The organism is Aliivibrio logei (genome assembly GCF_001691055.1).
Classification (GTDB): Bacteria; Pseudomonadota; Gammaproteobacteria; order Enterobacterales; family Vibrionaceae; genus Aliivibrio; species Aliivibrio salmonicida.
Genome location: NZ_MAJU01000004.1, coordinates 23,815 through 50,083 on the forward strand (window position 1 = coordinate 23,815; position 26,269 = coordinate 50,083).

A 26,269-nucleotide genomic window follows, 5' to 3' on the forward strand; every position below is an offset into this window, starting at 1 on the left:
AATTCCATCACCTTAATTCTGTTATCGCTTGAGTAAGCAATTTAATGTCTTTCTCTGAATGGTTTGCACTTAACGTCACTCGTAAGCGAGCGGTACCCAACGGGACTGTGGGGGGACGAATCGCGGTAGTCCACATTCCCTTTTCTTTTAATGAATAAGATAAGGCCATCGCGGTTTCGCTCTCACCAATAATGATCGGCTTGATTGGTGTTTGCGTTGTAATAACACCAACAGATGATCTTAACTCTGATTCAAATTGCTGACTTAACTCGTCTAGTTTTTTACGACGCCATTCTTGTTGTTGGATCATCGATAACGCATGTGATAACGCATGTGCTTGTGCTGGTGGCATCGCGGTTGAATACACATGATGACGAGCAAACTGAGATAAATAATCGCCACACTCAACGTTGCACAATACCGCAGCACCAGACAGACCAAACGCTTTACCAAAAGTAACAACGAGAATATCAGGCGTAATTTGATAAAGATCGCAACATCCACGGCCATGACTTCCTAGCACCCCGCACCCATGAGCATCATCCACCATGAACCAAGCGTTATTTTCTTTCGTTACTCTTGATAACTCAGATAAAGGGGAAAGATCACCGTCCATACTGAAAACGCCTTCCGTTACCACCAAAGAAGGATTACAAATTGATGCCTTCAGTAATTTATCTAAGTGTGCTACATCATTATGTTTAAAACGCTTCATGCTCGCAGGTGATAAAATTCCTGCTTCCATCAACGAGGCATGATTCAATTTATCTTGAACGACTTGATCGCCTTTTTCTAATAACGAAAACAGAATCGCTTGATTGGCACTAAAGCCCGAATTAAACAACACAGCACAATCAAAACCTAACCATTCAGCCAACTGTGATTCAAGATCAGCGTGAGGTTTTGAATAGCCAGTAACTAAAGGTGAAGCACCGCTGCCACTGCCATATAAAGAAAGGCCCTGTTGCCATGCTTGTGTTAATTCTTGACTGCCGGCTAAGCCAAGATAATCATTCCCTGAAAAATTAAGGTACCATTTACCATCGACACTTAATCTGGATTGATTACCTTGTTCAATAACCGTTCTGGCACGAGTTAGCCCTGCTTGCTTGCGCAAAGTAAGTGCAGAGCTAATACGTTCACTAAACGCTTGCTTCATAAAATAAATCGTTTTTATCAGGGCGAGAAGCCACACGCTCAGCAACGCGATCTAATAATTCATGTTCTTGAACTTCATCTGGCTTTTGAGCCACTTGATGGCTGTTCACACCCAGTTTTTTAAATAACTGCATGTCACTGTCTTCATCAGGGTTTGGCGTCGTCAATAATTTACAACCATAAAAAACCGAGTTGGCCCCTGCCATAAAGCACAAAGCTTGCATCTGTTCATTCATGCTTTCACGACCAGCAGATAGGCGAACCGCTGATTCTGGCATCATGATCCGAGCAACAGCAATCAAACGAATAAAATCAAATGGGTCTACGTCTTCTGCATCTTCTAATGGCGTACCTTTTACTTTTACAAGCATATTCACAGGTACTGATTCAGGGTGTTGCGGAAGATTCGCTAATTCAACAAACAGTCCGGCACGGTCATTAACACTTTCCCCCATGCCAATAATGCCACCAGAACAAATCTTCATTCCGGCATCACGAACATGTGATAACGTATCTAAACGATCTTGATAAGTACGTGTCGTAATAATATTGCCGTAAAATTCTGGAGAGGTATCTAAATTATGGTTGTAGTAATCCAATCCTGCGCCTGATAATTCGCCAGCTTGATCTGATGTGATCATCCCCAAAGTCATGCATGTCTCTAGGCCAATGTCTTTCACGCCTTTAATCATATCCAATAGATAAGGCATATCACGTTCTTTTGGATTCTTCCAAGCCGCTCCCATGCAAAAACGCGTTGAACCAGAGTCCTTCGCTTTTTTCGCCGCATCAAGCACACTTTCGACTTCCATTAGACGTTCACGATCGACATCAGTGCGGTAATGAGCACTTTGAGGGCAGTATTTACAATCTTCAGGGCATGCACCTGTTTTGATTGATAACAACGTACTCACTTGCACGTAATTTGCTTCTTGATATTGTCTATGAACAAGTTGAGCTTCAAAGACTAAATCCATAAAAGGCTTATCCATTAAGGCCTTAACTTCTGCTACTGTCCAGTTATGTCTCACTTCCACGTGTAAATTCCTTTAATTTTGTGTTGTTTTTATACTTGGCTAGTCTACGGTTAAACGATACACTGTCAACCTAAATGAAAGCATAAAGTTTACAAGTGGTGAATTAATGAGCAATAGTATCGATTTGGATTTTGACCGTCAGCACATTTGGCATCCATATACTTCTACCTTGAACCCTCTTTCTTGTTACCCTGTCACTCACGCGTACGGGGTTAACCTCTATTTAGAAGATGGGCGAGAATTGGTCGATGGCATGTCTTCTTGGTGGTCAGCTATTCATGGCTACTCCCACCCACATCTTAATCAAGCATTGAAAGCTCAAACCGATAAAATGGCACATGTTATGTTTGGCGGTATTACTCACCAGCCAGCGGTTGATTTATGTAAAAAATTAGTCGAGTTAAGCCCCTCTCGATTAGAGCAAGTCTTCTTAGCCGATTCAGGCTCTGTTGCGGTGGAAGTAAGCTTAAAGATGGCACTGCAATATTGGCATGCAAAAGGACAGCCTCGCTCTAAATTCATAACCGTTCGTCACGGTTACCATGGTGATACATTTGCAGCAATGTCCGTTACTGACCCTGATAACTCTATGCATGGTTTGTATAAGGGCTTTCTTCCTGAGCACCTATTTGTTGATTCACCGACAAGTAAGTTTGGCGAAGAATGGAACCCTAGTGACATTATTTCTTTAGAAACAATGTTAGCTGAACATCATAACGACATTGCAGCGATGATCCTTGAACCTATCGTCCAAGGTGCTGGTGGAATGCGTTTATACCATCCTCAATATCTAAAAGAAGTTCGTCGCTTATGTGATCATTATGGATTACTACTGATTTTGGATGAAATTGCGACGGGATTTGGTCGAACAGGTAAGTTATTTGCTTGTGAACATGCAGATATTGAACCTGATATTATGTGTATTGGTAAAGCATTAACAGGGGGTTATATGACACTCTCTGCGACCTTAACCAGTAAAATTGTGGCAGATACCGTATGTGGAGGAGACGCAGGTTGCTTTATGCATGGCCCTACATTTATGGGGAATCCGCTAGCCTGTGCCGTTGCTAATGCAAGTCTAGAGATAATTAAACAAAACCGCTGGCAAACTCAAACTAAACAAATTGAAACCTGTTTTGCAGAGCTATTGCCTACACTAAAAAAACACGATGTCGTTGCTGATGTTCGCTGGTTAGGGGCAATCGGGGTTGTCGAATTAACAACACCAGTCGAAATGGAAAAAATACAAGCGCACTTTGTTGACCAAGGGGTTTGGATCCGACCATTTGGTAAACTTATTTATATGATGCCTCCGTTTATTTCAGAGCCTGAGCACATCACAAAATTAGTTAACGCCATTGATAGCGCATTAACCGAATTATTCTGATTTCCAACGACAGACACAAAAAAACCGATGCCATATTAGGTCATCGGTTTTTATTTTTAGCCGTAATTCGCGCTATTTTTTCGGTTCATTGGTGAAATCATCTTCTACTAACTTATAGATAATGAAGATAGCCAATTGAAGTAGAGCCATAAGTAGTAAACTCATGATCACATAACGCTCAGAAAAAATGCCAATACCATGTAATACGGTTGATTGGATAACAAACGCACCCACCACACCCAAAATCAACAACTGTAAAAACTTAATGAACTTTAACATTTAAAAATCCTTTCTATTTATTAATTTTATTCAATAACAAACTGAGTATAACAAACACTTAGCGCTCTGTTTATCTTTCGTTCATTATTCCTATACCAATTATTCATTCTGAGAAATCAACAATGCACAATCTAATCAGGCTTCCAGTGTTCATTGGTTTTTGAGGTAAGAATATGATCTTCCCACCCACCATTGATGTATAAATAAGCTTTCGCTTCACCTTCTTTTACAAAGCCAAGTTTAGATAATACATTACCGCTTTTATTGTTACGGGGAATATAAGCAGCCATGATTCGATGAAGATTCTGAACCGTAAACATCCAATGAATGGTTTTTTCTACGGCGCGTTGCATGATTCCATTGCCTTGTTCATTTTCATCTAGCGAATAGCCTACATTCGTTGCATAGAATGGAAATCGAGTAATATTGCTGTAGCTCACCGTACCAATGATTCTCTTTTCTTGATTATCAAAGATCACAAAATAGAACGCCAAATTATGTTTATGCAGTTCAACAAGTTGCAGCAAACGTTGCTTCCAGCCCTCTGCAGTAAAAAAAGCGTTCGCACGCTTTGGCTCCCACGGCCCTAGGTGATGACGATTACGCATAAAATAATTAGCAATCATTACGGCATCACTGCTTTTAATCAAACGAACTTGGTAATGGTCAAAATCAAAATGTACATCCATATTGTTCATCCCTACTTCTTACCGATACCATAATCACGTAATTTATTCGCAATTGCAGTATGAGAAACACCCAGACGTTTAGCGAGTTTTCTGCTCGATGGAAAGTCACTATACAAACTTGATAAAATAGTAGATTCATAGGTCTTCATGATTTCATCCAACGTACCATCTATATTGAGATTCATCATATTCGTACTATTTTTATCCATATTAGGCAACATGAAATGAGAAATATTCAACTGATTTCGGTCCATCTGAGTTAGGGCTTTTAAGGTTGCACTTTTCAGCTGTCTCACATTTCCAGGCCACGAATAACTGCGTAAATACTCATAAACATCTTCCGATATCGACGGTTTAACGATACCTAACTCTTTGCATAATTGAGCAACAAAAAACTCAAATAACGTAGCAACATCTGATGGGCGCTCACGCAATGGCGGGATCTCTAAAAACAACACGTTCAATCGATAATAAAGGTCTTCTCGGAATATGCCTTGTTCTACTAAGTCTAGAAGTTCTTTCTTACTCGCGCCAATAATGCCTACATCAACGTGAATTTCTTTCTCTTCTCCAACACGACGAAAATTACCATCTTGGATGAAACGTAATAACTTAATCTGTAATAGAGGGCTCATTTCACTGATTTCATCAAAGAAAACGGTTCCGCCATCGGCTTGTTCAATAATCCCTTTCTTTCCTTCTGGCATATTCGGAAACGCACCAGGGGCATAACCAAATAATTCAGTCTCTGCAACGTCATCAGGCATGGCTGCACAGTTAACTACCATAAATGCCTTACCCGAACGAATAGAAGCATTATGACAAGCACGTGCTAGCATTTCTTTGCCCGTTCCCGTCTCTCCTTGAATAAGCAAAGATTGATCAATATCGGACAGTTTTTTCGCTTGAGAAATCAATTTTTTGTATTTAGTCGATGAGCCGACAAAATGCTCAAAACCCAAATTAGACGATTCAGGGATAAAAGGTCTTGCGTGCTGTGATTCTACTGCGGGCTTAATGATTACCACCGCGCTTACCAGTATCGATGCATTACTGTCATTCGTAATGTATACCGGCATAATTTCCATCACGTAAGCAACACCATCAACTTTCATTGATTCACGTTGACGAATACGCGACTCTTCCAACCAAAGCATGACATTAAAATCAGGAACAAGAACCGTCGCTGGTTGAGCGATTAACGCCTCTCTTTCTAATTTAAACAATGACATTACCGCGTGATTTACCGTGTCAATTTTACCTTTTAAATTAATCGAAAAAACAGGGTCTGGTAATGTACTCAATACCGCGAGCAATTCGGTATTACGACGTTCACTCGGTAAGAATTGAATTTTTCTTACATCAATAACCCCATCGATTCGTCGAATTTTTGCCATTAATAGACTAAACTCTTCAAAGTCAACTTCAGGAAAGTTAAGGTAAATTAAGCCCGATTTATCAATCTCGATATCTCGTAAATCAATACTCTGAGAAGCAAGAATATCAAGTAACTCACGGGTTAGACCTAATCGATCTTTACACTGTACTTCAAGACGCACAAACAATCCTTAATAAGAGAGGTGTCACAATATGTTTACAGGCAGTTTGCGTGAGTAAAAAAAAAGAGTCAAGCTGAAGTGATCCAAATGGAGAGTTAATTCGTTTAATTAACTACATATAATAAAAATAAGCAATGGAGTGTAAATCGTGGATATTCAAGTTGGTATAAGTTCATGCGTCAATGGTGAAAGTGTTCGTTTTGATGGCGGGCACAAAAGTAATAAGTTTGCCTCTAAAGTGCTTGCCCCTTATTTCACTTATGTTCCAATCTGCCCTGAAGTCGGCAGTGGAATGTCAGTTCCTAGACCAACCATACGTCTTGTTACTAACGAAGAGCGTATCGCCCTAGTCGATTCAAAGAATGCATCACTTGACTACACCGATTCAATGATCGAATTCTCACAGAAAACCGTTAATCGATTAAAAGAAACCGAAATGTGTGGTTACATTGTCTGCGCTAATTCTCCAAGCTGTGGCATGGAGCGTGTCAAAGTTTATAGTAAAAATAGTGCGACTAAAAATGGCGTAGGTCTTTATACTCAAATATTAATGAAAGAGATGCCTTGGTTACCCGTAGAAGAAGATGGACGACTCTCTGATCCTGTATTAAAAGAAAACTTCATTACTCGTGTGTTTTGCTTAAATGATTTATATAAATCGATGGATGGCAGCCCAACACCTGGGAAAATCATTGCGTTTCATTCCCGCTATAAATACACCTTAATGTCTCATTCAACCGTAGGTTACAAAGAACTCGGTAAGTTAGTCGCTAAAGTCGCGGATTATGACATCCACGAGTTCTTTGCTATTTATCGTACTCAATTGATGCAAACCATGTCGATTCGTGCGTCACGCAAAAACAATACAAACGTATTAATGCACCTACAAGGGTATTTCAAAAAAGAACTAGAATCACCACAGAAAAAAGAATTAGCCCTTGTGATTCAAGAATACAATCAAGGATTACTGCCTCTATTGTCTCCGATAACCTTAATTAAACACCATTTAGGAATACATACTAACGAATATTTAGCCAAACAATCATTCCTGAATCCATACCCTCAAGAATTGAGATTACGCTATGGATTATAAACCAACGACACAATGTGTTTGGTTTAGAACTGATTTAAGAATTGCTGATAACCCTGCGTTATCGGCAGCCCTTGCCAATCAAGAACCAACCATTGCTCTTTATGTCGTTAGTGAAGCGCAATGGAAAAAACACCATAAATCTTCTATTCAAATTGATTTAATCAAAAGACGTTTACTTGAGTTAGAAAAAGAGCTGCAAGAAATAAACGTCCCATTAATTATAGTGTCTTGCCCGTGGTTCAAAAATACCTCAGAGCAACTTACAATGCTCTGCAACGATCTCGATATTACTCATCTGTTTGCGAATAAAGAATACGAAGCCGATGAATTAGCCCGAGATGCCGATGTAAGATCACAGTTAACGAATATTGAGAGCCACTTCTATAATGCAAAGTGCGCCGTCACGGTTGGTAAAATAATAAATAAAACCCAGAAACCTTATAAAGTATTCACCCCCTTTAAAAAAGCATGGCGAGCGTATTTTTATCAGCACTTCCCAACCATAGAAAAAGTCATTCCTTCGGTTCCACTGTCTGAACAACAGTTAAATACATTAACACCTTATTTAGATAGCAAATTTACCTCATCGATGAATAATGAAAGCAAAGTGTGGCCAGTTTCGAATACTGCGATACTTAAAAAAATGCGTCTATTTTGCCGAGAGAAATCGCAAGATTATCATGATCAGCGTGATTACCCAGCCATCAATGGTACGAGTCAAATATCGCCTTATCTTGCTATTGGTGCACTTTCAGCAAAACAATGTATTTTACGTTTGCACTTAGAAGCCAATCATCAACTCTCACAAGGTCAAGAAATTTGGCTTGATGAGTTAATTTGGCGAGAATTTTACACCCACTTACTCTATTTTTTTCCTAGCTTATCGAAGAACCACGCGTTCCTTGATTTTGAAAAACACATTCAGTGGAATAATAAACAAGATCAGTTTGAACAATGGTGTAATGGTGAAACTGGCTACCCTATTGTCGATGCCGCGATGAAACAACTGAATACCACCGGTTGGATGCATAATCGATTACGCATGATCACCGCAAGTTTTTTAGTAAAAGATTTACACATTGATTGGCGCTGGGGAGAACAATATTTTATGTCTACACTCATTGATGGTGACTTTGCATCAAATAATGGAGGTTGGCAATGGTGTGCTTCGGTAGGTTGTGACAGCTCACCTTATTTTCGTATTTTTAATCCCACAACACAAAGTGAACGCTTTGATAATAATGGCGTTTTCATTAAATACTGGTTACCTAACTTAACCGCTCTCTTAGGAAAACAGATCCATCAACCCAGTGTGAAGACACTGTTGAAACCAGATAATTATGTGGATCCCATTGTTGATCATTCAGTACAACGACTTAAAACACTGGAGCTATACAAACAAGCTAAAATACAGGATGTTGCAAGTTAAGGCCGCTCACGTATGATAATAGACATCCATTATTCAACGTTGTATTAATTGATGCCTATTATCTTACCCTTAATTCTTGCTGGCCCTATTGTTAGAAAATCAAGCCCAACAGAAGTGAACCTATGGCTCACAACCTCTGAGCGTCTTGAAGGACATACAACAATTCAATGCGGGTTGCACTCACACCAGTTCATCATCACAGACGAACAAGGCATTAACATTGGCCAGAATGCTTGGGTTTACCTACTGCAATGCAAAGAAAGTTTTCCTGTAAACCAAGCGCTTTATTACGACATAACGACTCAACATGGCTCATTATCGAGTTTGTTGCCTCATGCCTTATATCCAAACGAAACAACATTTTCTTTCATCATCAAAGACAAAGCCGATTATGTACTGCATGGGTCTTGCCGCAACCCTCATTACCCAAGTAAAGACAGTTTAGTTATTGCAAACCAACAACTAAAAACACAAGCAATAGAAGAAAGAGCCGCTTTATTGATGATGAGTGGAGATCAAATCTATGCGGATGATGTTGCAGGGCCAATGTTAATCGCTATTCAACAAATTATTCCTCAATTAGGTTTATTTGAAGAAATACTGCCGGACTCAACAATACCAACGGGATCTTCATTATATTCACATGAGCATAATCTCTATTATCGCGATAAAATATTACCTCATTATATCGATAATACTAATTTCCTTTCTCGATGGAATTTATATAAATCTCGCCCAATTTTTAGCTCTACCGAACACGAAAACCATCTAATGACCTTTTCTGAGTTTTTTGTCATGTACCTATTGGTGTGGTCTCCGACATTATGGGGTTGTGTTTCTTTACCTGAATCCCTGCCAAATCTCGATAAAAAATGGCAGCAGTGTTGGAAAAAAGAGAAACAAATTATTGAGCAATTTGTTTCAGGCCTTAAAGACGTTCAGCAATTGTTTGCTCATATTCCCACCTATATGATCTTTGATGATCACGATATCACTGACGATTGGAACTTAACGATTGGCTGGGAAAACGCCGTTAATGGTCACCCTCTTGCCGCTCAGGTAATTGGTAATGGATTAATGGGGTACTTTCTTTGTCAGGGATGGGGGAATAATCCAGAGCAATTCGACGAGGATTTTCTTGATCGCTTTCGTGAGCTCTTTAGTCATTATGATCATAAAAAACATACACAAATTATTCATCAACTTACTCGATTTGAGGAATGGCATTACTCTATTCTTACGACTCCAAAAATCGTAGTATTGGACACAAGAACCCGCCGTTGGCGCTCAGAATCAAATGCCAATAAACCCTCTGGCCTCATGGATTGGGAAGCGATGTTAGATTTTCAGCACGAACTTATTGGGCAAGAGGCCATCATTATTGTCTCTGCTGCACCAATTTTTGGTGTGAAGTTTATCGAAGCCTTACAAAAAACAATGACCATTCTAGGGCAACCTTTAGTTATTGATGCAGAAAACTGGATGGCTCACCCAGGATCCGCAAATACCTTATTAAGTATTTTGACTCATCCTAAAACGCCTCAAAATTTTGTTATTCTATCTGGTGATGTGCATTACTCTTTTGCTTATGACATCAAGTTACGTCACAGTAAATCGAGTCCTGATATCTATCAAATCACCTGTAGCGGGTTTAAAAATGAATTTCCCAATACGTTGCTTCGTTTCTGTGACTTTATGGATAGAGTGCTTTATAGCCCACATTCACCATTAAACTGGTTTACGAAACGTAAAAATTTAGTCGTAATAAAACGAGATCCGTCAGTAACCAATAACGATAAATTGATCAACAAGAGTTCTATAGGGGAATTAAGGCTGGATGACAAAGGCAAGCCGGTACAGATTTCGATTTTAACCGCGGAAGGGGAATCTATTTCCTTTTTGCCTAAATCAAGTGATTAGAGTTAATTACTCTGTGAGAATTAATTGTTGAGAGTGATTTCAGTATCACTCTCAGAATGCATTGAATCATCAAAATACAAACCAATTTCCATTGCATCAAGCCATTCTAGCTCGATTTCTTCATAACTACTTTTTTCATCAAAGTATTGAGCACTCATAAATATCCTTACTTAAGTACGTTGAAACCTATTATACAATAACGTGAATGACATTGGTGTTACACCCATGTCATTTCTTTAAGCGATCTCACACTACAATTGATAATGATTACTATTAAGATTGAAAGTAGTCCTTAATTACCCTATTCTACTCTTCTGTTCTTTACTAAGTTGTTCCTATGAAATCTATTACGTTCATTTCTGCGCTTTCTTTGTTTTTTTTATCCGGGTGTAGCCAAAGCATTCAATCCAACACGTCTTCGGTTACTAGTTTTTATGATTACCAATTATTATCTCCAAACGGAGAAGGGATCTCTTTATCTCAATTACCAAGTGAAATAACCAACGCTGACGTTATTTTAATTGGAGAATGGCATACCCATGCTGCAGTTCATCGCTTTCAAACAGACCTATTTAAACAATTATCAAGCGAAAACCCTAAACTAGCCCTTTCTATGGAGCAATTTAGTCGCAATAAACAACCTGTAATTGATGCGTATATAGCAGGAGAAATTGGTGAACAAACGTTAATGTCAGAAGCCGATGCATGGCCTAATTATGAAAGTGATTATCGCCCATTAGTTGAACTCGCAAAAGCCACTGATCATGACATTATTGCGTCTAATGCCCCAAAACCAATAGTTAAATGTATTGGACAACAAGGTATTACTTATCTTGATAAACTTGATGACACTGAAAGAACATGGGTAGCAAATAACGTAGATACATCAGATTCGCCTTATAAATCAAAATTTTTCGCATCAATGCATCATGGTGATGAAGACCAAACTCAAAAACAGTTTGCGTCACAAATAACGTGGGATGCAACAATGGCAGAAAGCATTGTCACATATCTGAAGCGACACTCGGGGGCTCAAGTAATGCATATCGCGGGGAAATTTCATATTGAAAATGGACTTGGTACTGCAGAACAAATAAAACGCCTAAATCCAAATTTAAACGTCGTCGTAATTACTCCAACTTCATCAATAACTAATGAAAATACGGATTATCAACTGTCTGTGCTAGAGCCGCCACAACGTTTTGTTAAGAAAGACAATATGATGGCTGCTTATAAAAAGTTAAAAGGAAGAAATTCTGAATTAGTTTGTAAATAATTGCCCTCTTTCAAGCCACCTCAATAAGGGGGTGGCTTTGTATGAACGACTTATTTTCTAATCACCAAGACCACTTCACCTACTTGTATACCCCATTTATAAATTTCAGTTTGATTGATAACAACACTGTCTGATATTTGATAAATCCAATCATCAAACTCAACTTCATAGTGTGAATCGTCGACCTTTAATATCATAGAGTATTGCCAGTTCAGGGCATTTCCTGCACTTTTACCATAGGCGGTATCAAGAATATCACCGGCAGTTCCTGTGTATGAATTATTACCTAGGTCTTTAATAATCCACGTTCGATCTTGTTCTTCGCCGTCATTAAATAGAAACTGCTCGTCTAGCGTTAATGTGCTCCCATTCCATTGAGCTTGAAGATCAACGACAAACGTTCTTATCACTGTACCGCTAAAGTCTTTTACTATACCTTCTGCTTTTAAATCACCTTCAAAAAAGGTTTTCATTGAAAAGGTAGGAGAAGCCTCTTCATAATCACTGATGTCTTGAGACGAACAGCCGAATAAAAACAAACTCAATAGAAGCAAACTCAATCGTTTCATTTTCTATCTCCTATCAACTCAAGACGTAAATCTGGGTAGGTCGTTTTCTCTGAAACCCATATGTCTAAAAATAATTGTGAAAAGTCTTGGTTCGCGATATTACCTAAGGGTTTATCGTTCAAATAAAAGTGATTTGATCCATTTTTATCGATAGTAAACACTAATTTATCTTGGGGTTTAACATCCGGAAATACCGTTTCTAATTCAACAAGCCACGCGTCAATCTTAGGATGGTTAATGGATTGATCTTCCCATTGATCTTTGGTTGCTTTGATTAAATTTTCTTTTGATATATGTCGGTAGTATTCAATTTCTAACGCTTGAGGATAATCACCATATTGAAATTTACCCGACGAGGTAAACAATTGCGCTTCATACACTGATATTAAAAACCACGACAACTCAGATTTACCACTGCTAGATAAGCCGCTTAATGGTGATGCTAATACACTGTTTGTCATTAGCAGTCCCGCAATCATCAATACCTTAATTAACTTGAACATCGGCTATTCCTTTATTATCAAAACGCTGTGAGAGTTGTTTCTGGATAATAGTAAATACGCACAGATTCACGGCCCAGATCACTCCTACCGAAAATAAAGTGATTTCATATGAATAATAAAAATCAACCGCTCCTAAGCGATAGCCTGCAAGATAGTTAAGAGGCCCGGCAATGGCTCCAAGTAACACCACGAACACCATAGGAATACGAGATAACCAACCTAGGCTATGATTGATAGCAAAAGAAAAGTGGCACCATAGCAGAATAAGCCAAAAAGGAATAAGCACGTCATTAGTGAACAGGAATATATTAAAATACGACAGTAAAACATCACTCATAACACCAAAAGTGGCGACGGAGATAAGTAACAGCATATCTACTTTTCTTTTTGGCGAAACAAGCAAATGAAGAATGATAGAAACCAGTAAAAAAGGAATGGCTTGCTGCTTATAAATAATCGCAGCAAACCACGCAAGCTGAAACCATACTGCATTGATTAAAGGGAAGTAACGTAGCATGGGAGCCTCCTAACTTACCGACTAGCAATCAATAATAAATGAATTTTAAATCAACACTTAAACCACACCATTTTGAGGTTTAGCGGCAACTAAATGAACCGTACTGATTTTACGTTCTAGAAAACCACCTTCACAATAACAAAGGTAAAATTGCCACAAGCGAATAAAATCGTCGCCATAACCCATTTGTTTTAATTCAGCGTTTGCATCATCAAAACGCTCATACCAATGGCGTAAGGTTTTAGCGTAATCAAGCCCAATATCGTGCAGAGATGTGATCACCATATCTGTATTTTGAGCGACTTTATTCGCCATTACACTAACCGAAGGCAAACAACCACCAGGGAAAATATAGCGTTGAATAAAATCGACACTTTTTCTGTATTGATCATAACGTTGGTCTGAAATCGTAATCGCTTGTATTAACATTTTACCTTCAGGTTTTAAATGTCGACTGCATACATCAAAGAATGTACTTAAATACTCATGCCCTACCGCTTCTATCATTTCAATAGAGACTAATTTATCGTATTGCCCTTCAAGTGTTCGGTAGTCTTGCTTTAACAAAGTGATTTTATCTTCTAATCCCAATGCTTTTACACGCTGCTGTGCAAATTCAAATTGAGCATCTGATATCGTCGTTGTTGTTACTTTTACTCCGTAGTGTTGAGCAGCGTAAATAGCTAATGCACCCCATCCTGTGCCTATCTCAAGTAACGTTTCACCTTCTTTTAATTCCAATCGTTCACAAATAGTCTGTAACTTAAACAGTTGAGCTTCTTCTAAATTGGCATCAGCGTGTGGGTAAATCGCACTTGAATACAGCATCTCCTTATCAAGAAAGGTTTTATACATCTCATTGCCTAAATCATAATGCGCTAAGATGTTCTTTTTTGAACCTTCCTCAGTGTTCTTATTGCGTTTATGATTCATTAAATCAAACAATTGAATCACTTTGCTGAAGCTGCTTTCTACTCTATCCAGTACGCCTTGCTCTCGCCCTAGTACTTGAATTACTTTCGTTAAGTTTGGGCTTGTCCACCACCCTGAAACATACGCTTCACTTGCACCAATCCCTCCGCCAAATAAAATTTTTCTATACGCTTCTGTATTATTAATTTCAACAACGGCTTGTAGCGTTGCCAAGGGATTACCTAATATCACTTGTCCTTTTTCATCATTAATTGTCAATGACGCTTGAGTCATTCGCCCTAAATAGTCGAGAAGAATTTTACGTGCCATTCCATCAATCCAATGCATTGATGGGTAATTATCAATGGCTGTTGAGTTTTTCAATGTTGATGTATCGACTTGGTTACTATCCATTGTTCTTTCCTTATAACTTTGGGTACGGCACAAACGGAATTCGCTTTATTAGTAATTTCAATGCTTGCCAATAAATGCCCCATACTATTTTTACGGTCATCAGAGGAATAGAGATCACTTGTTGACGTATATTTTTTGAATTAAATTCGGTGCGTGTCATTGCTATCGTCGCATCAAAGATTTTTTCTTGCTCTATACCTAAGCCTCTGTTCTCTAAATGCAAAGATAAATGCTTATTCGGTGCCTTTACAAACCAATGATATTTCATGTCTAAATTAAGAAAAGGAGATACATGAAACGTTTTATCTATAACTTTATCTGAATCCATTTGAATCAAATAATAATGCGTTTGATTCCAAGGGGTATTACTCACTTCCGCTAATAAATCAGTCAACTCTTCTGATTCGTTATAACAATAATAAAGATTGATTGGACTAAAATAAAAACCAAAGCATCGAACTTGACCAACGAATAAAACTCGCCCTTCATTAAGCTCTCCACCAAGCTCCACCACTTTATCTCTCACTGATTTTTTTAATGGCTCGTCAGTTGAACCTATATAATCGGAACGATTAAAAGCAAGCGGCGCAAAACCGCCTTTTTTAAACCACCCGACTTGTTGCGTTTCTTCTAGCTCATCAAGATCTAACGCGACAAAAAACATACGGTAACTAAAGTCGTGTAATTTAGTTTGAAACCGTCTGTGTCTAACATCGCCTTGATAGAGGCATGAATGGGTCATAAGCTAATCCCAAAGCGCTGACAAACATCTAATGCACTTTTTACGCCATCTTCATGGAACCCGTTATACCAATATGCTCCTGCAAAATGTGTATGATTATGACCACATATTTCTCTACGACGGGCTTGAGCTTCTATTGTGTCTGCATTAAATACAGGATGATCGTATTTATACGCCCCTAATATTTTATCTTTATGGATCAAAGGAGAATTATTTAACGTCACACAAAACGTCGTTTCTTGTGTTTCCAGCCCTTGCAACATATTCATGTTATAAGTAACACTTGATGGGTTATGTTTGCTCGCAGTATCTAGATGATAATTCCACGCCGCCCAAGCACGTCTTTGTATTGGTAATAAACTCTCATCAGTATGTAATACCACTTCATTTTCTTGATACGTTAATTTACTTAATATCATTTTTTCTGTGGTGGTAATATCACTCAACATCGCTTGAGATTGGTCACTATGACAAGCCAATACTACATCATCAAATTCATACTTATCTTGATGATTAATCTCAAGAGTAACGCCATTAATATGACGAGTAACACTTGTCACTGGACTGTTTAAATGAATATTATCTTTAAACGATGCAATTAAAGGTGCAATGTAAGAATGAGATCCATTAGGAATGACATACCATTGTGGTCTATTTGCGATGTCTAATAAGCCATGATTATGGAAGAATCGAATAAAGAAGTGCAACGGAAATGCTTTCATGTCTTGCAAGCTTGAAGACCAAATAGCAGCCCCCATCGGTAATATGTAATGATCGGCAAAGTAACTACTGTAATCATTGCTGTATAGGAAATCCCCTAACGAACCATCAATATCAAGCTCAATATGATTCTCACCTTGGTCTTCATTCCATAACTCTTTACATTGTTTATTAAAACGTAAAATCTCACTGATCAATGACAGAAATTTAGTATTAAATAAATTAGAACGCTGAGCAAAAAGTGTATTTAAATTATGACCGTTATACTCAAGCCCTGAAATAACGTTCTTCACACTAAAACTCATTTCTGTTTCTTGCCCAGACAGCCCAAGCTGAGTTAATAGTTCAATGAAGTTGGGATAGGTTCGGTCATTAAAAACAATAAACCCAGTATCAATATCCCACTCTTTCCCTTCCGCTTTCACTCGTTTTGTTGCGGTGTGACCACCAATATAATCGTTTGCTTCAAATACTGTCACATCGTGTTCTCGTGATAATAAATGTGCACAAACTAAGCCTGAAATACCCGTACCAACAACTGCAATTTTTTTCATTATCGTTTCATCCTTAAAGCGATCCAGTGCCAAATACGATCAGGGAGACTCCCCATTAAAATTAAGAAACTCGTAAATGGAAATGGAAAATGAATGTGTTTTTTATTTTTATCTATGCCCGTTATAATGTGTTCCGCCGCTTTATCTACTTCGAGCAACATTGGCATAGGAAAATCGTTTTTATTTGTCAGTGGTGTTTTTACAAATCCAGGGGCGATAACGCTAATCGTTAATACCTCAGGAGAAATATCTAACTGGAGTGATTTAGCCAAATAATGAATCGCAGCCTTACTTGATCCATAAGCTTCTGCTCGTTGAAATGGAACATAAGCAGCACTTGATCCCATTAACGCTAAATGTCCTCCTCGCTTCATTTTAGGTATCAATGCTTGTAAGCAATAACCAATTGAAATAACATTAGTTTTTATAACTCGTTCAAACAATTCCGCGTTAAAATTCATCGCATCATCAATGTACTCACACGTACCGGCATTTAAAATAACCGTATCAAGCATCTCAATACCCGAAAATGCCGTTAAAATTGATTCACTGTCATCAAGATCAAACACCACTTCAATCAACTTACCTGTTTCTTTTGAAACCGTTAAGTGTTCAGAATTAGCATAAGCCGAAAAGTTTCGGCCACAAGCATACACTTGGTACCCTTGCTCAAGGTATTTTTCGGTTAAAGAGAGACCAATGCCAGAAGTCGCTCCCGTGATCAGTATTCTCTTCATGATTCCATTCTCTTTTTAATAAACTTCACAGCAGAACCAATTACGGGCAAATGCTCGTACAGCATTTGCCCCATGTCTACATAATCACGATGGTAATAAACCGTTTCATTGAATTTTATGTGAGATGTCCCATCCACTGAAATACGTTTACCTTTACTTATTTTAGGATGGCTGTATTCCATAGTCCAAAAAAGACTGGCCTCATTATCACTTTCAATGACCTGGTGAATATGAAATTTACACTCTAAGATATTGGCATACAAATGTTCGAAATAGTCAGTCAATTGCGATAGACCATTTAGATGATGTACTGCGTCGATGAACTGAATATCATCAGAATAAATTTCGGGGAGGCGAAATAAAGTAGAATGGTTTAACTCACCATAAAGGGAAATGAATGTAGTAACAAAATGACTGTGCTTCATGATGATATATCCTTATTGAACTTATGAATAACTACGCAGTAGTATTCAAAAAAGATCACTTCCTGTGATCTTTTATTTATTTTTTATTACCTTAGTTACAGTTTAGTACAATAAATTGCCAATCGGATTAAATAGTTTACTAATACCCTGTGTAAAGTGTAATGGCGCATTTTGCACGGTATAACATAAACACCCTTCTATCGTTTTTGGGCTATGAGCATGTGATGCATCTAACCAAATAAAGTCACCTTTATTATACGTCCCTGATTCATCTTCAAAGCTACCATCAAGTAACAGAGTTAACTCAAAGCCTTTGTGTGTATGGGCAGGAATAACACCACCAGCATTAATCTGTAAAAGGTTAGAACGTGTTTCACCTTCTTCAATTAAACGAGCACGACTAACGGCACCCAATTGATTCCATTTCATATCAACATAGCGATGTAATACGTAAGGCAATTCATAATGCAATGAATTAATAAAGATATGCTCTACTGGCTTTTCTTTCAGGTAACTGTCTGTAATATCACTGTTTAGAATACCATCAAGCATATCGGAAAAATCAACGTCATTAGTGTCTCTTATACTTGGTTCTTTCCATGCTTTTACTGCAAACAACTGAGTCAATTTTTCCGCTTTGTGTTTACAGTGCTCACACAAATCACAATGCAAAGTCATAGCAACAGACAACGATTCAGGTAAATCCCCATCAATATGAGAATGTAATAGTGCATCACTAGGATGGTGGGTTATCTTATTCATGCTCATACTCCTGTCTTAATTTGGTTAAGGCTAAACGTAATCTTGATTTGATGGTTCCAATCGGTTCGCTGAGTTGCTCTGACAGTTCTTGCTGTGTAAGCCCCTGCTCATAAATCCCTTCCACCACGACTCTTTGATTAGGCGGTAATACACTCACGGCTTTTTTTAATTTTCTGGTTTCTAACCAATCAAGTTCTACGCTCTCAACTTGCTTATCGAACAATGGCCAGAGTTCGTCACTTATCGTGTCTTCTTTATTTGACTGAATTTTACGTAACATATCAAAACTGTGGTTTCTCATTACTGTAAATATCCACCCCGACGCATTACCTTTATTCTGATTAAATAACGCAGCTTTTCGCCACACGAGCGTCATTGTTTCTTGAACAAGATCCATCGCTAATGTGGGATCATTGAATTTCTTGATGCCATAAGCGCGTATTTTAGGTGCAAACCACTTAAAAAGTAGAGAGAAAGCCTGCTTATCTTGAGATGAGGCTACCTGTAACAACCATGCATCAAGATTTGCTTTCTCTTTATCGTTGTCTGGCTGGTTTTGTATTGGGTTCACTTGATTGTTAACCTCTACATAATGAGTTTGCATAACCATCTCCAAAGTTTCCATACTCTGTTCTACGGTTATGCTTAATAATTGGATCACAATCTACACTATAACACTGCATTTATTTTTTAATGCCACAGAATCCCGTACAAACTCACAATACTAAAAACAAAAAAGATCGCTACGTATAGACATACTAAATGCGATCTTCTTAGAAAATGAACAATGACTTATTATAAAATTACATCACCGTTTCATCTTCTAGTTTAACCAATCCTAATTCAACTACCTCTTCAATAGGCATTGGTTTGTAAAAGAAAAAACCTTGAATACAAGCGATGCCTAAAGACTGTATAAAATCGACCTCATCTTTAGTTTCTGCACCTTCAACCACAATACTCGCCCCTGTAATTTGCCCTAACTCAACGGCCAAACCAAATAACTTTCGACCACGTTCCGTGTCTATGTTTAACAATAAAGAGCGATCAATTTTTACTTTATCAAAATCAAAACGCGATAAGTAAGCAATTGAAGAATAACCAGAACCAAAATCATCGAGAGCAATCGTTATCCCTAACGATCTTAATTGATTCAAGGTTTTCTTTGTTTGCTGCTCATCTTTAATTAACAGCTCTTCCGTTATTTCTAATTCAAGTTGTGTGAAGCTTAATGAACTGCGGTTTACCAATTGAGTGACTGTTGTTAAAAATGTAGGCACTAATACCGTTTCTGGAGACACATTTATTGATACCTTAAAATTAGGATCATGCGCATAGAGGCTTGCCGTCGAAATCGCTTTTTCGAGCACCCAAAAATCCAATTCAGGCAATAAACCAAGTTCAGAAAAAGACTCAATAAAAGTGGGCGGTGTAATGTAACCAGAGTAAGAACGATGTCGAATTAGCGCCTCTAAAGAAATGACTTTTTGTTTATCAATGTCATATTGAGGTTGATAATATAAAATAAAATCCCCCGTTTTATGTAGGTGTTCTACATTCTTTTGAGCCGCCATATTTATCGATAAATGCGGAATATAACTGCCAATTGCTTTAGTAGTATCAATTTTTTCAGAGGTAAAGAAACGCTCAGTTAAAGAATCCAATGCTGTTTTTCCCATACTTAATTTATCCATACGAATAAAAAATGGGTAATAAATAGCAATACCAATCAATAAAATAACACCTTGAAGTATCGAACCTGAGATCTCACCTTCCGTTCCTAAATAACCACCGATCAATGGCGGTGTCATCCAACTAATCACTCCCATAATAGGAGGTACCATGCCCCATAACGTTGCAAAGTACGCAATAATTAACCCTGCAATAGGGGCTAATAGAAATGGAATAATCATCATTGGATTAAACATAATCGGTAATCCATACAAAATGGGTTCATTAATATTAAAAATACTAAGAAGTAATGCGGCTTTTGCGAGAGTTCGATATCCTTTATTTTTCGCAAATAATAAAACACATAACACCAAGCTAAGCGTGTTCCCCGAGCCCCCCATTCCGGTATAAAAATCATAAAAGTTACTGGTTAAGATCGGCATGGTTCCTATGCCCGCTTCAATCAGAACAAGACTCTCTGATGTCATCCTAAAAAGTTCTATTTTATAAGGTGCTAAAATCACATGCCCATTGATCCCAATAGACCAAAAAACACCTCTCATTAATTCATAAATTATCCCATCAAATAATGACATGGGATCTAAATCTGGCATTCCTAACGTAAGATCTAAGCCATCAAATACCACATATCTAATCGCATAACTCAAACAAACAATAAGACTACTGACTAAGCACACTGAAATAACAAGATTGATTGAACGTTCAACAACATTAGGCAAGTGCGAGTCTTTAAACACTGACCACAATTGGAGGTATTGATAAAAAAAGCTAACGATAATAGGAATAAGAATAGCAAAAGGGAAATTGATAGGAATTACACTACCATCATGAAATAACTCCCATTGAAAACAGATAATAAAATACAATAAAACAGATGATGTAATGACGGCAACAACCGGTTGTTTATGAAGAGAAGCCAGATATTGAGAAAAGAAAACAACAAGTAAAACAGGGAATAATTGTGCAATGAGCGAGCTAATAATCTTCAACTCGCTACTGACTTCACGCCACTCAAATAGACTTGCGCCATTAGAGGCTAATAAACAAAAAGACGAAATTAAAGAGACGGGTAATAGCATAATAAAGACGTTGCTAATTCCAGCAAGGTACTTGTTCGCAGGCAAATGCTTCATTAGATAGGTAAACACTGCGACTCCTTTACAGTTAACCATTCATAAGTTTGGGAATGATATACCATAAAGTAGCTTTTAGCACTTTGTTTTCAATTAAAATTAAGTCTATCATCAAGTTAATGATAAAAATAGTAACTGTATCTCAAATCCTTACTTCGGTGATTGACTCCATAAAAATATAAAGGCTTAATCACAATTCACACAGTAAGGTATTGAAAATGTTTAAGTATCTCCCTCTTCTATTTTTATTTTGTTCTTTTAACGTACTTTCTGGTGATGCCAAACTAGGGAAAATGAAATCTCCAAGTTGTGTATATTGTCATGGTAGTACTGGCGAGGCGACAAATAGCAGCTACCCCAATCTGCATAAGCAAAATGAACTCTATTTATATTCATCAATGAAAGCGTATAAAAATGGGGAGCGTACTGGACCTCTTGCTGCAATGATGAAAGCTCAGCTGCAACGTTTAAATGATGCTGATTTACGTGATATCGCGGCATTTTATGCGAGTGAATCTAATAACGAGAATAAATAATCTATCTCTTCCGTTGTGTTGTAATGCATTAATCCAATACGAACAACACCACCGCTTTCCTCTAACCCTAATTGACGGATTAAACCTAGCGCATAAAAATGCCCACTCCATACGCAAACATTTTCTTTTCCTAGTACTGTCGCTACGTATTCGGGCGTATAACCACTAAACCGAAGCGCAAATGTAGGTGTACGAGAGCACAGGTCATCACTGTTTTTAATTCCATATAATTGAATATAACTGCGCGATGTCAACTTACTTAAAAAATAGTGAGTCAAGTGCAATTCATGTTTATTAAATTGCTCAAAACTGTCGATTAACCTATCTCTTAAACTGCTTCCTTCACTTCCCCACTGCGCTAAATACTCAATAGCGGCGACAATCCCAGCTAGACCTTCAAAGCTCTGAGTTCCTGTTTCAAATCGCCCTGGGCCTATGTTTGTTGCAGGTTCAACTTTATAAGGGGTTAATTCCCTTAACCATCTTGTTGATACATAGGCGATCCCAACGTGTGGTCCAAAAAACTTATAGGCAGAACATGCAAGAAAATCACAATCGAGTTCTTGAACATCGATCAAATGGTGAGGTGCATAATGTACTGCGTCTACATAAACCATTGCATTCACGTTATGTGCTGCCAAAATCATTGATTTTACATTCACTAATGATCCCGTGGTATTTGAAGCATAGGTGGTTGCAACAAGGCGAGTTTTTGGTGAAAGTAATGAGTAAAAATGATCCATATCCAATGTGCAATCATCGAGATTCACTCTCACTTGGTGAACAATCACGCCCTTATCTTCTGCTGCTTGCTGCCAACTTGATACATTAGAATAATGATCTAATGCCGTCACAATAATTTCATCTCCAGCTTTCCAATCTCGGCTGATCGTACGGCTCAACTGAAACGTTAATGACGTCATATTGGCACCAAACACAATATTATCTTCAGTCGGAGCATTTAAAAATACAGCACACGATTGACGAGCCTGTTTAAGCACGGCATCTGTGACATGGCTTGAAAAAAAGTGACCTCCTAAGTTTGAATTTGCATACCCTAGATAACCAGTCATTGCAGACAACACAGAACTAGGAACTTGAGAGCCCCCAGGACCATCCAGAAAAACCACTGATTGATCATTAACTTGCTGTGATAACGCGGTAAATTGGGATCGAACGTGATTAGGAGTGAAGTTCATCGTTCTTATCCTTAGCCGTTAGTACAAAAACATCCATGTGTCCTTCATGGTTTTGATCGATTAAGCGGATCGGCTGACCGTTGTGCCACAACTTTCTATCATCAACCATTGCCACTTCACCGTCTTCTAAGATCTTTCTAAAAAATGGGGCTTCTTCTGAATCTTTATAAATCAGTAATTCACCGCCTTCAATATTCGAACGATCAATACCAATAAGGGCAATGTGATCGAACCCATCTTGATGAATACCTTCTGGTGCTATTTGTGTTTCTTTGTAAATAGCGGCAATACGCATTTGATGGATTTCTATTTCTTGCCCATTGGGTAAATGGTTTAGCTCCATGAAGACTTGACACATTTCAGCCATACCTTCACTGTTAAGAATCGCCTTTTCAATGCCTTCAAATTCACGAACAACATCACCTTGAAAGTGATTGATGTCTTCACTTTGTACAAAGTTATGCTTATTTGTTTCCACTACATCGTTATTAACAACACAGATCACGGAGTAACGTCTTAATCGATAGTTACCATCCGCGTGCATGGTTTTAGGCAACCCAGAGAAGGAGGGGGCGAGTTGATGAACTGCATCATAACTCAATTGAGTCAACTGTAAGGACGTATCGTGAGAATGTAACATAGCACCTCCTGCCTAGTGCAATCGAAATTAACAATTATTTTACATTCTTTATTATTTACGCATAAATGCTAATAAATCAAACTTTTTAGTTCATTAATTTACATTAACAGAAACATTAAAAAGATAACGCTACAGAATAACAAAATAGCAGTTGTATCATTCACTGAACAACTGACCGTATGCTTAAAACCAGAACTCTAGGCTGTAATAAATTTAATTCATTGATTATTAATATTATTTATAGCCTAACTTTCCTATTCCAAAACAATACACACAACATCATAGAGGCAATCAATAAATAAAAGACACCTAAACTGTTTTGATCTACAACCCAATGCTTAACTAAATAACCACCAAGAATACCTGATAAACACATTTGGATAGAACCAGATAACGCAGAAATAGTGCCTACGTTTTTAGTGTGTGGTGACAATAATAAAGTAATCGACAATGGAAAGATGATCCCTTGTGAAACCGCTAATAATGTAAACCCAAATATTAACGAAAATAGAGACGTAGTAAAAACAACCAACCATATACCAGAAATTGACATGATCACGAGAGCAAGACATATTAGCTGATTAATTGACCATTTTTTATTTAGACTGTTCAGAATAAAGCTGCCCATCATTAACCCAGCCGAAGGGATGATCATTATCTCGCCATACTCAGCCGTCGTTAACCCTAAATCACCCTGTAATAAAAAAGGCAATAATGATACAGAGACTAAGCTAGCTAAATAACTGATCCAATTAAAACTGGCACTAGAGATCACCTGAGCATTACGAAATAAAGCACCGTAATCCCGTAATGTTTGAGCTAAGCTGAATTTTTTTGGTTTATAAGGCAGAGTTTCAGGAAGAATAAAATACCCTAATGTTAAAATGCCAATGAGATACAATAAAACAAAACCAAAGACCCATTCCCAACTAAAATGCCATGCTATCCAACCTCCAATAACCGGCGCTAAGATTGGTAAGATAGATGCCGTGATCGAAATATACGACATGGCTTTAGTCAAATGATAGCCGCTGTAGCTGTCTCGCAGTACACTTCGCCCTAATACTGAGGCACTCCCCGCGCCTAAACCTTGCAGTAAACGCCCTAACACTAATGCAGTAAAATTATCCGTCATAGATACACACAAAAGAGTGCCTAATAAATAAATCCCTTGACCTAAAATAAAGATAGGCCGACGTCCAATCGCATCAGACACGGGTCCATAGAATAATTGGGACACGCCAAAGCCCACTAAAAATAGCGTAACAAGTAATTGCACATCAGCGGAAGAAACACCTAAATCGTGGCTGATTAAGGGCAATGATGGCAAATAAATACTCACCCCTACTTGACCTGTTGCAATGATCATCATTGCGAGAAATAAAGGGGTTTTCTTAAAATCGGTTGTATTAAATAGCGTCATCACGTAAGTTTACATTCACTCTGTATAAATGATAATACAGTAGACAGGAATCACATTACGTCTTACTAGGAAGTAATAATGGATTGGATAGAAAGTGTTAGAAGCTATATAAAAGTGGTTGAAGAAGGCAGCTTCAATGCCGCGGCTTTTCAATTAAATACCTCAGGATCCGCTATTAGTAAACGTATCAACTGGTTAGAAGATCGTGTTGGTGTTCAGTTACTTACTCGTACTACCCGTTCTGTTCATCAGACAGAAGCGGGGATCTTATTTTATCAACGAGCTCGATTGCAGTTAGATCAGTGGCAATACTTAGTTGATGAAACAAGAGCCATTAATCAAACGCCAACGGGATTATTAAGAATAGGCGCCACGTTAACTGTTGGCTCTAAATTCATTATTAAGTACTTAGATGATTTTTTAACAACTTATCCAAAAATAAAAGTCCAACTGATTACCACGCTACCAGGCCAGATCCCTGATACTAATGTCGATGTCTTTATTAGTCGAGAATTAGAACAACTGAATACCTTTAGCTATAAACATACCCCACTTTTTCAACATCATTCTGAATTCTTTGCCTCTAAAGCCTATATTGAAAAAAATGGTACCCCAGAGAACCTAGATGATCTTAACAATCACAACATACTTATTTGGGGGGAAAGACCCGTTAGAGAAATTAAACTGTCAGACGGTAAGCGAATTCGATTAAGAGGCAACTTTGCGACAACCAATCCAGATGCTTTATTTCATGCAGCTAAACGTGGCATGGGTATTTTATTTGCGAGTAGACAAATGCTTATTGAAGATATAAACCTAGGTGAACTTATCCCTATTCTTCCTGGTTATACCGCCGATCACATCTCAGTTAATGCCTATTACCCTGCACTCACGTATGAACATACGCGAACTCAGTTATTCATAAAATATTTAAAAAACAAACTAAGTTGATCGTTATAACAGT

General features: G+C 38.0%; 27 protein-coding genes. 7 read left to right on the top strand and 20 right to left on the bottom strand.

Annotation, left to right across the window (positions count from 1 at the left end):
- Positions 1-7 precede the first annotated feature (7 nt).
- Positions 8-1,159, bottom strand: coding sequence for an 8-amino-7-oxononanoate synthase (bioF, locus tag A6E04_RS00570; RefSeq protein ID WP_065609347.1), 1,152 nt, complete (start codon positions 1,157-1,159; stop codon positions 8-10).
- Positions 1,143-2,195, bottom strand: coding sequence for a biotin synthase BioB (bioB, locus tag A6E04_RS00575; RefSeq protein WP_017021445.1), 1,053 nt, complete (start codon positions 2,193-2,195; stop codon positions 1,143-1,145). Before bioB ends, bioF begins: the two co-directional genes overlap by 17 nt.
- 118 nt (positions 2,196-2,313) lie before the next feature.
- Here bioB and bioA point away from each other — a divergent pair, with 118 nt between their 5' ends.
- Complete coding sequence (bioA, locus tag A6E04_RS00580; protein ID WP_026025404.1) at positions 2,314-3,582, top strand: adenosylmethionine--8-amino-7-oxononanoate transaminase; 1,269 nt, start codon at positions 2,314-2,316, stop codon at positions 3,580-3,582.
- A gap of 72 nt (positions 3,583-3,654) precedes the next feature.
- Here bioA and A6E04_RS00585 read toward each other — a convergent pair whose 3' ends face one another.
- From A6E04_RS00585 to tyrR, 3 genes are all read right to left on the bottom strand, one after another.
- Positions 3,655-3,861, bottom strand: a complete 207-nt coding sequence (locus tag A6E04_RS00585) for a hypothetical protein (RefSeq protein WP_012552136.1) — start codon at positions 3,859-3,861, stop codon at positions 3,655-3,657.
- Between the two features lie 131 nt (positions 3,862-3,992).
- The gene (gene rimJ, locus A6E04_RS00590) at positions 3,993-4,550 is read right to left on the bottom strand and encodes a ribosomal protein S5-alanine N-acetyltransferase (RefSeq protein WP_065609939.1); all 558 of its coding nucleotides are present in this window, start codon (positions 4,548-4,550) and stop codon (positions 3,993-3,995) included.
- 11 nt (positions 4,551-4,561) lie between these two features.
- A complete protein-coding gene (gene tyrR / locus A6E04_RS00595; protein ID WP_012552138.1) occupies positions 4,562-6,109 on the bottom strand; it encodes a transcriptional regulator TyrR in 1,548 nt (515 codons plus the stop codon).
- A 148-nt stretch (positions 6,110-6,257) separates the two neighbouring features.
- On the opposite strand from tyrR, the gene A6E04_RS00600 reads away from it, so the two are divergent.
- From A6E04_RS00600 to A6E04_RS00610, 3 genes are read left to right on the top strand one after another with little or no spacing between them, the layout of a single operon-like run.
- Positions 6,258-7,202 carry a YbgA family protein gene (locus A6E04_RS00600; RefSeq protein ID WP_017021443.1) on the top strand — a complete coding sequence of 315 codons (945 nt, stop codon included), beginning with the start codon at positions 6,258-6,260 and terminating at the stop codon, positions 7,200-7,202.
- Positions 7,192-8,631, top strand: coding sequence for a deoxyribodipyrimidine photo-lyase (gene phrB / locus A6E04_RS00605; RefSeq protein ID WP_065609349.1), 1,440 nt, complete (start codon positions 7,192-7,194; stop codon positions 8,629-8,631). Before A6E04_RS00600 ends, phrB begins: the two co-directional genes overlap by 11 nt.
- A 51-nt stretch (positions 8,632-8,682) precedes the next feature.
- Entirely contained in the window at positions 8,683-10,551 is a 1,869-nt protein-coding gene (locus A6E04_RS00610; protein WP_065609351.1) for an alkaline phosphatase D family protein, read from the top strand.
- Positions 10,552-10,571: 20 nt separating this feature from the next.
- On the opposite strand, the gene A6E04_RS21240 is transcribed toward A6E04_RS00610, so the two are convergent.
- Positions 10,572-10,709: a hypothetical protein gene (locus A6E04_RS21240; protein WP_175365403.1), complete on the bottom strand. Its 138-nt coding sequence runs from the start codon at positions 10,707-10,709 to the stop codon at positions 10,572-10,574.
- A 179-nt stretch (positions 10,710-10,888) separates the two neighbouring features.
- On the opposite strand from A6E04_RS21240, the gene A6E04_RS00615 reads away from it, so the two are divergent.
- Positions 10,889-11,827, top strand: coding sequence for a ChaN family lipoprotein (locus A6E04_RS00615; RefSeq protein WP_065609352.1), 939 nt, complete (start codon positions 10,889-10,891; stop codon positions 11,825-11,827).
- Positions 11,828-11,877: 50 nt separating this feature from the next.
- On the opposite strand, the gene A6E04_RS00620 is transcribed toward A6E04_RS00615, so the two are convergent.
- The 11 genes from A6E04_RS00620 to A6E04_RS00670 all read right to left on the bottom strand — a co-directional run bounded on the left by A6E04_RS00620 (position 11,878) and on the right by A6E04_RS00670 (position 21,507).
- Positions 11,878-12,396, bottom strand: coding sequence for a DUF3833 domain-containing protein (locus A6E04_RS00620; protein WP_065609354.1), 519 nt, complete (start codon positions 12,394-12,396; stop codon positions 11,878-11,880).
- Positions 12,393-12,899, bottom strand: coding sequence for a chalcone isomerase family protein (locus tag A6E04_RS00625; protein WP_065609356.1), 507 nt, complete (start codon positions 12,897-12,899; stop codon positions 12,393-12,395). The genes A6E04_RS00620 and A6E04_RS00625 overlap by 4 nt, the downstream gene beginning before the upstream one ends.
- Positions 12,883-13,416, bottom strand: coding sequence for a DUF2878 domain-containing protein (locus A6E04_RS00630; RefSeq protein ID WP_065609358.1), 534 nt, complete (start codon positions 13,414-13,416; stop codon positions 12,883-12,885). Before A6E04_RS00630 ends, A6E04_RS00625 begins: the two co-directional genes overlap by 17 nt.
- A gap of 57 nt (positions 13,417-13,473) precedes the next feature.
- Positions 13,474-14,676, bottom strand: a complete 1,203-nt coding sequence (locus A6E04_RS00635; protein WP_422106844.1) for a class I SAM-dependent methyltransferase — start codon at positions 14,674-14,676, stop codon at positions 13,474-13,476.
- 76 nt (positions 14,677-14,752) lie between these two features.
- On the bottom strand, positions 14,753-15,484 hold the full coding sequence (locus tag A6E04_RS00640) for a DUF1365 domain-containing protein (RefSeq protein WP_017021434.1): 732 nt from the start codon (positions 15,482-15,484) through the stop codon (positions 14,753-14,755).
- Positions 15,481-16,758 (bottom strand): NAD(P)/FAD-dependent oxidoreductase, encoded by a 1,278-nt coding sequence (locus A6E04_RS00645; protein ID WP_065609363.1) that lies wholly within the window; start codon positions 16,756-16,758, stop codon positions 15,481-15,483. The genes A6E04_RS00640 and A6E04_RS00645 overlap by 4 nt, the downstream gene beginning before the upstream one ends.
- Positions 16,758-17,495 (bottom strand): SDR family NAD(P)-dependent oxidoreductase, encoded by a 738-nt coding sequence (locus A6E04_RS00650; RefSeq protein WP_017021432.1) that lies wholly within the window; start codon positions 17,493-17,495, stop codon positions 16,758-16,760. Before A6E04_RS00650 ends, A6E04_RS00645 begins: the two co-directional genes overlap by 1 nt.
- Positions 17,492-17,920, bottom strand: coding sequence for a nuclear transport factor 2 family protein (locus A6E04_RS00655; protein ID WP_065609365.1), 429 nt, complete (start codon positions 17,918-17,920; stop codon positions 17,492-17,494). The genes A6E04_RS00650 and A6E04_RS00655 overlap by 4 nt, the downstream gene beginning before the upstream one ends.
- A 102-nt stretch (positions 17,921-18,022) precedes the next feature.
- The gene (locus A6E04_RS00660) at positions 18,023-18,682 is read right to left on the bottom strand and encodes a ChrR family anti-sigma-E factor (RefSeq protein WP_065609367.1); all 660 of its coding nucleotides are present in this window, start codon (positions 18,680-18,682) and stop codon (positions 18,023-18,025) included.
- Complete coding sequence (locus A6E04_RS00665) at positions 18,675-19,286, bottom strand: sigma-70 family RNA polymerase sigma factor (RefSeq protein ID WP_065609369.1); 612 nt, start codon at positions 19,284-19,286, stop codon at positions 18,675-18,677. Before A6E04_RS00665 ends, A6E04_RS00660 begins: the two co-directional genes overlap by 8 nt.
- Positions 19,287-19,485: 199 nt before the next feature.
- Positions 19,486-21,507: an EAL domain-containing protein gene (locus tag A6E04_RS00670; protein WP_065609372.1), complete on the bottom strand. Its 2,022-nt coding sequence runs from the start codon at positions 21,505-21,507 to the stop codon at positions 19,486-19,488.
- A gap of 218 nt (positions 21,508-21,725) precedes the next feature.
- On the opposite strand from A6E04_RS00670, the gene A6E04_RS00675 reads away from it, so the two are divergent.
- Positions 21,726-22,043, top strand: coding sequence for a c-type cytochrome (locus A6E04_RS00675; protein WP_017021427.1), 318 nt, complete (start codon positions 21,726-21,728; stop codon positions 22,041-22,043).
- On the opposite strand, the gene A6E04_RS00680 is transcribed toward A6E04_RS00675, so the two are convergent.
- From A6E04_RS00680 to A6E04_RS00690, 3 genes are all read right to left on the bottom strand, one after another.
- Entirely contained in the window at positions 22,010-23,242 is a 1,233-nt protein-coding gene (locus A6E04_RS00680) for a cysteine desulfurase-like protein (protein ID WP_065609374.1), read from the bottom strand. The two genes, A6E04_RS00675 and A6E04_RS00680, sit on opposite strands and share 34 nt — an antisense overlap.
- Positions 23,226-23,882, bottom strand: a complete 657-nt coding sequence (locus tag A6E04_RS00685; RefSeq protein ID WP_017021425.1) for a 2OG-Fe dioxygenase family protein — start codon at positions 23,880-23,882, stop codon at positions 23,226-23,228. The genes A6E04_RS00680 and A6E04_RS00685 overlap by 17 nt, the downstream gene beginning before the upstream one ends.
- Positions 23,883-24,120: 238 nt before the next feature.
- Positions 24,121-25,305 carry a multidrug effflux MFS transporter gene (locus A6E04_RS00690; protein ID WP_012552150.1) on the bottom strand — a complete coding sequence of 395 codons (1,185 nt, stop codon included), beginning with the start codon at positions 25,303-25,305 and terminating at the stop codon, positions 24,121-24,123.
- Between the two features lie 78 nt (positions 25,306-25,383).
- Between A6E04_RS00690 and A6E04_RS00695 the strand changes: the two genes are divergently transcribed.
- Positions 25,384-26,256, top strand: coding sequence for a LysR family transcriptional regulator (locus A6E04_RS00695; protein WP_065609376.1), 873 nt, complete (start codon positions 25,384-25,386; stop codon positions 26,254-26,256).
- Positions 26,257-26,269 lie beyond the last annotated feature (13 nt).

Excerpts from the sequence above, each read along its gene's own strand:
- bioF (WP_065609347.1), bottom strand. The coding sequence starts at position 1,159 with ATGAAGCAAGCGTTTAGTGAACGTATTAGCTCTGCACTTACTTTGCGC.
- A6E04_RS00585 (WP_012552136.1), bottom strand. The coding sequence starts at position 3,861 with ATGTTAAAGTTCATTAAGTTTTTACAGTTGTTGATTTTGGGTGTGGTG.
- rimJ (WP_065609939.1), bottom strand. The coding sequence starts at position 4,550 with ATGGATGTACATTTTGATTTTGACCATTACCAAGTTCGTTTGATTAAA.
- phrB (WP_065609349.1), top strand. The coding sequence starts at position 7,192 with ATGGATTATAAACCAACGACACAATGTGTTTGGTTTAGAACTGATTTA.
- A6E04_RS00610 (WP_065609351.1), top strand. The coding sequence starts at position 8,683 with ATGCCTATTATCTTACCCTTAATTCTTGCTGGCCCTATTGTTAGAAAA.
- A6E04_RS21240 (WP_175365403.1), bottom strand. The coding sequence starts at position 10,709 with ATGAGTGCTCAATACTTTGATGAAAAAAGTAGTTATGAAGAAATCGAG.
- A6E04_RS00615 (WP_065609352.1), top strand. The coding sequence starts at position 10,889 with ATGAAATCTATTACGTTCATTTCTGCGCTTTCTTTGTTTTTTTTATCC.
- A6E04_RS00620 (WP_065609354.1), bottom strand. The coding sequence starts at position 12,396 with ATGAAACGATTGAGTTTGCTTCTATTGAGTTTGTTTTTATTCGGCTGT.
- A6E04_RS00625 (WP_065609356.1), bottom strand. The coding sequence starts at position 12,899 with ATGTTCAAGTTAATTAAGGTATTGATGATTGCGGGACTGCTAATGACA.
- A6E04_RS00630 (WP_065609358.1), bottom strand. The coding sequence starts at position 13,416 with ATGCTACGTTACTTCCCTTTAATCAATGCAGTATGGTTTCAGCTTGCG.
- A6E04_RS00635 (WP_422106844.1), bottom strand. The coding sequence starts at position 14,676 with ATGCATTGGATTGATGGAATGGCACGTAAAATTCTTCTCGACTATTTA.
- A6E04_RS00640 (WP_017021434.1), bottom strand. The coding sequence starts at position 15,484 with ATGACCCATTCATGCCTCTATCAAGGCGATGTTAGACACAGACGGTTT.
- A6E04_RS00645 (WP_065609363.1), bottom strand. The coding sequence starts at position 16,758 with ATGAAAAAAATTGCAGTTGTTGGTACGGGTATTTCAGGCTTAGTTTGT.
- A6E04_RS00650 (WP_017021432.1), bottom strand. The coding sequence starts at position 17,495 with ATGAAGAGAATACTGATCACGGGAGCGACTTCTGGCATTGGTCTCTCT.
- A6E04_RS00655 (WP_065609365.1), bottom strand. The coding sequence starts at position 17,920 with ATGAAGCACAGTCATTTTGTTACTACATTCATTTCCCTTTATGGTGAG.
- A6E04_RS00660 (WP_065609367.1), bottom strand. The coding sequence starts at position 18,682 with ATGAATAAGATAACCCACCATCCTAGTGATGCACTATTACATTCTCAT.
- A6E04_RS00665 (WP_065609369.1), bottom strand. The coding sequence starts at position 19,286 with ATGCAAACTCATTATGTAGAGGTTAACAATCAAGTGAACCCAATACAA.
- A6E04_RS00670 (WP_065609372.1), bottom strand. The coding sequence starts at position 21,507 with ATGAAGCATTTGCCTGCGAACAAGTACCTTGCTGGAATTAGCAACGTC.
- A6E04_RS00675 (WP_017021427.1), top strand. The coding sequence starts at position 21,726 with ATGTTTAAGTATCTCCCTCTTCTATTTTTATTTTGTTCTTTTAACGTA.
- A6E04_RS00680 (WP_065609374.1), bottom strand. The coding sequence starts at position 23,242 with ATGAACTTCACTCCTAATCACGTTCGATCCCAATTTACCGCGTTATCA.
- A6E04_RS00685 (WP_017021425.1), bottom strand. The coding sequence starts at position 23,882 with ATGTTACATTCTCACGATACGTCCTTACAGTTGACTCAATTGAGTTAT.
- A6E04_RS00690 (WP_012552150.1), bottom strand. The coding sequence starts at position 25,305 with ATGACGCTATTTAATACAACCGATTTTAAGAAAACCCCTTTATTTCTC.
- A6E04_RS00695 (WP_065609376.1), top strand. The coding sequence starts at position 25,384 with ATGGATTGGATAGAAAGTGTTAGAAGCTATATAAAAGTGGTTGAAGAA.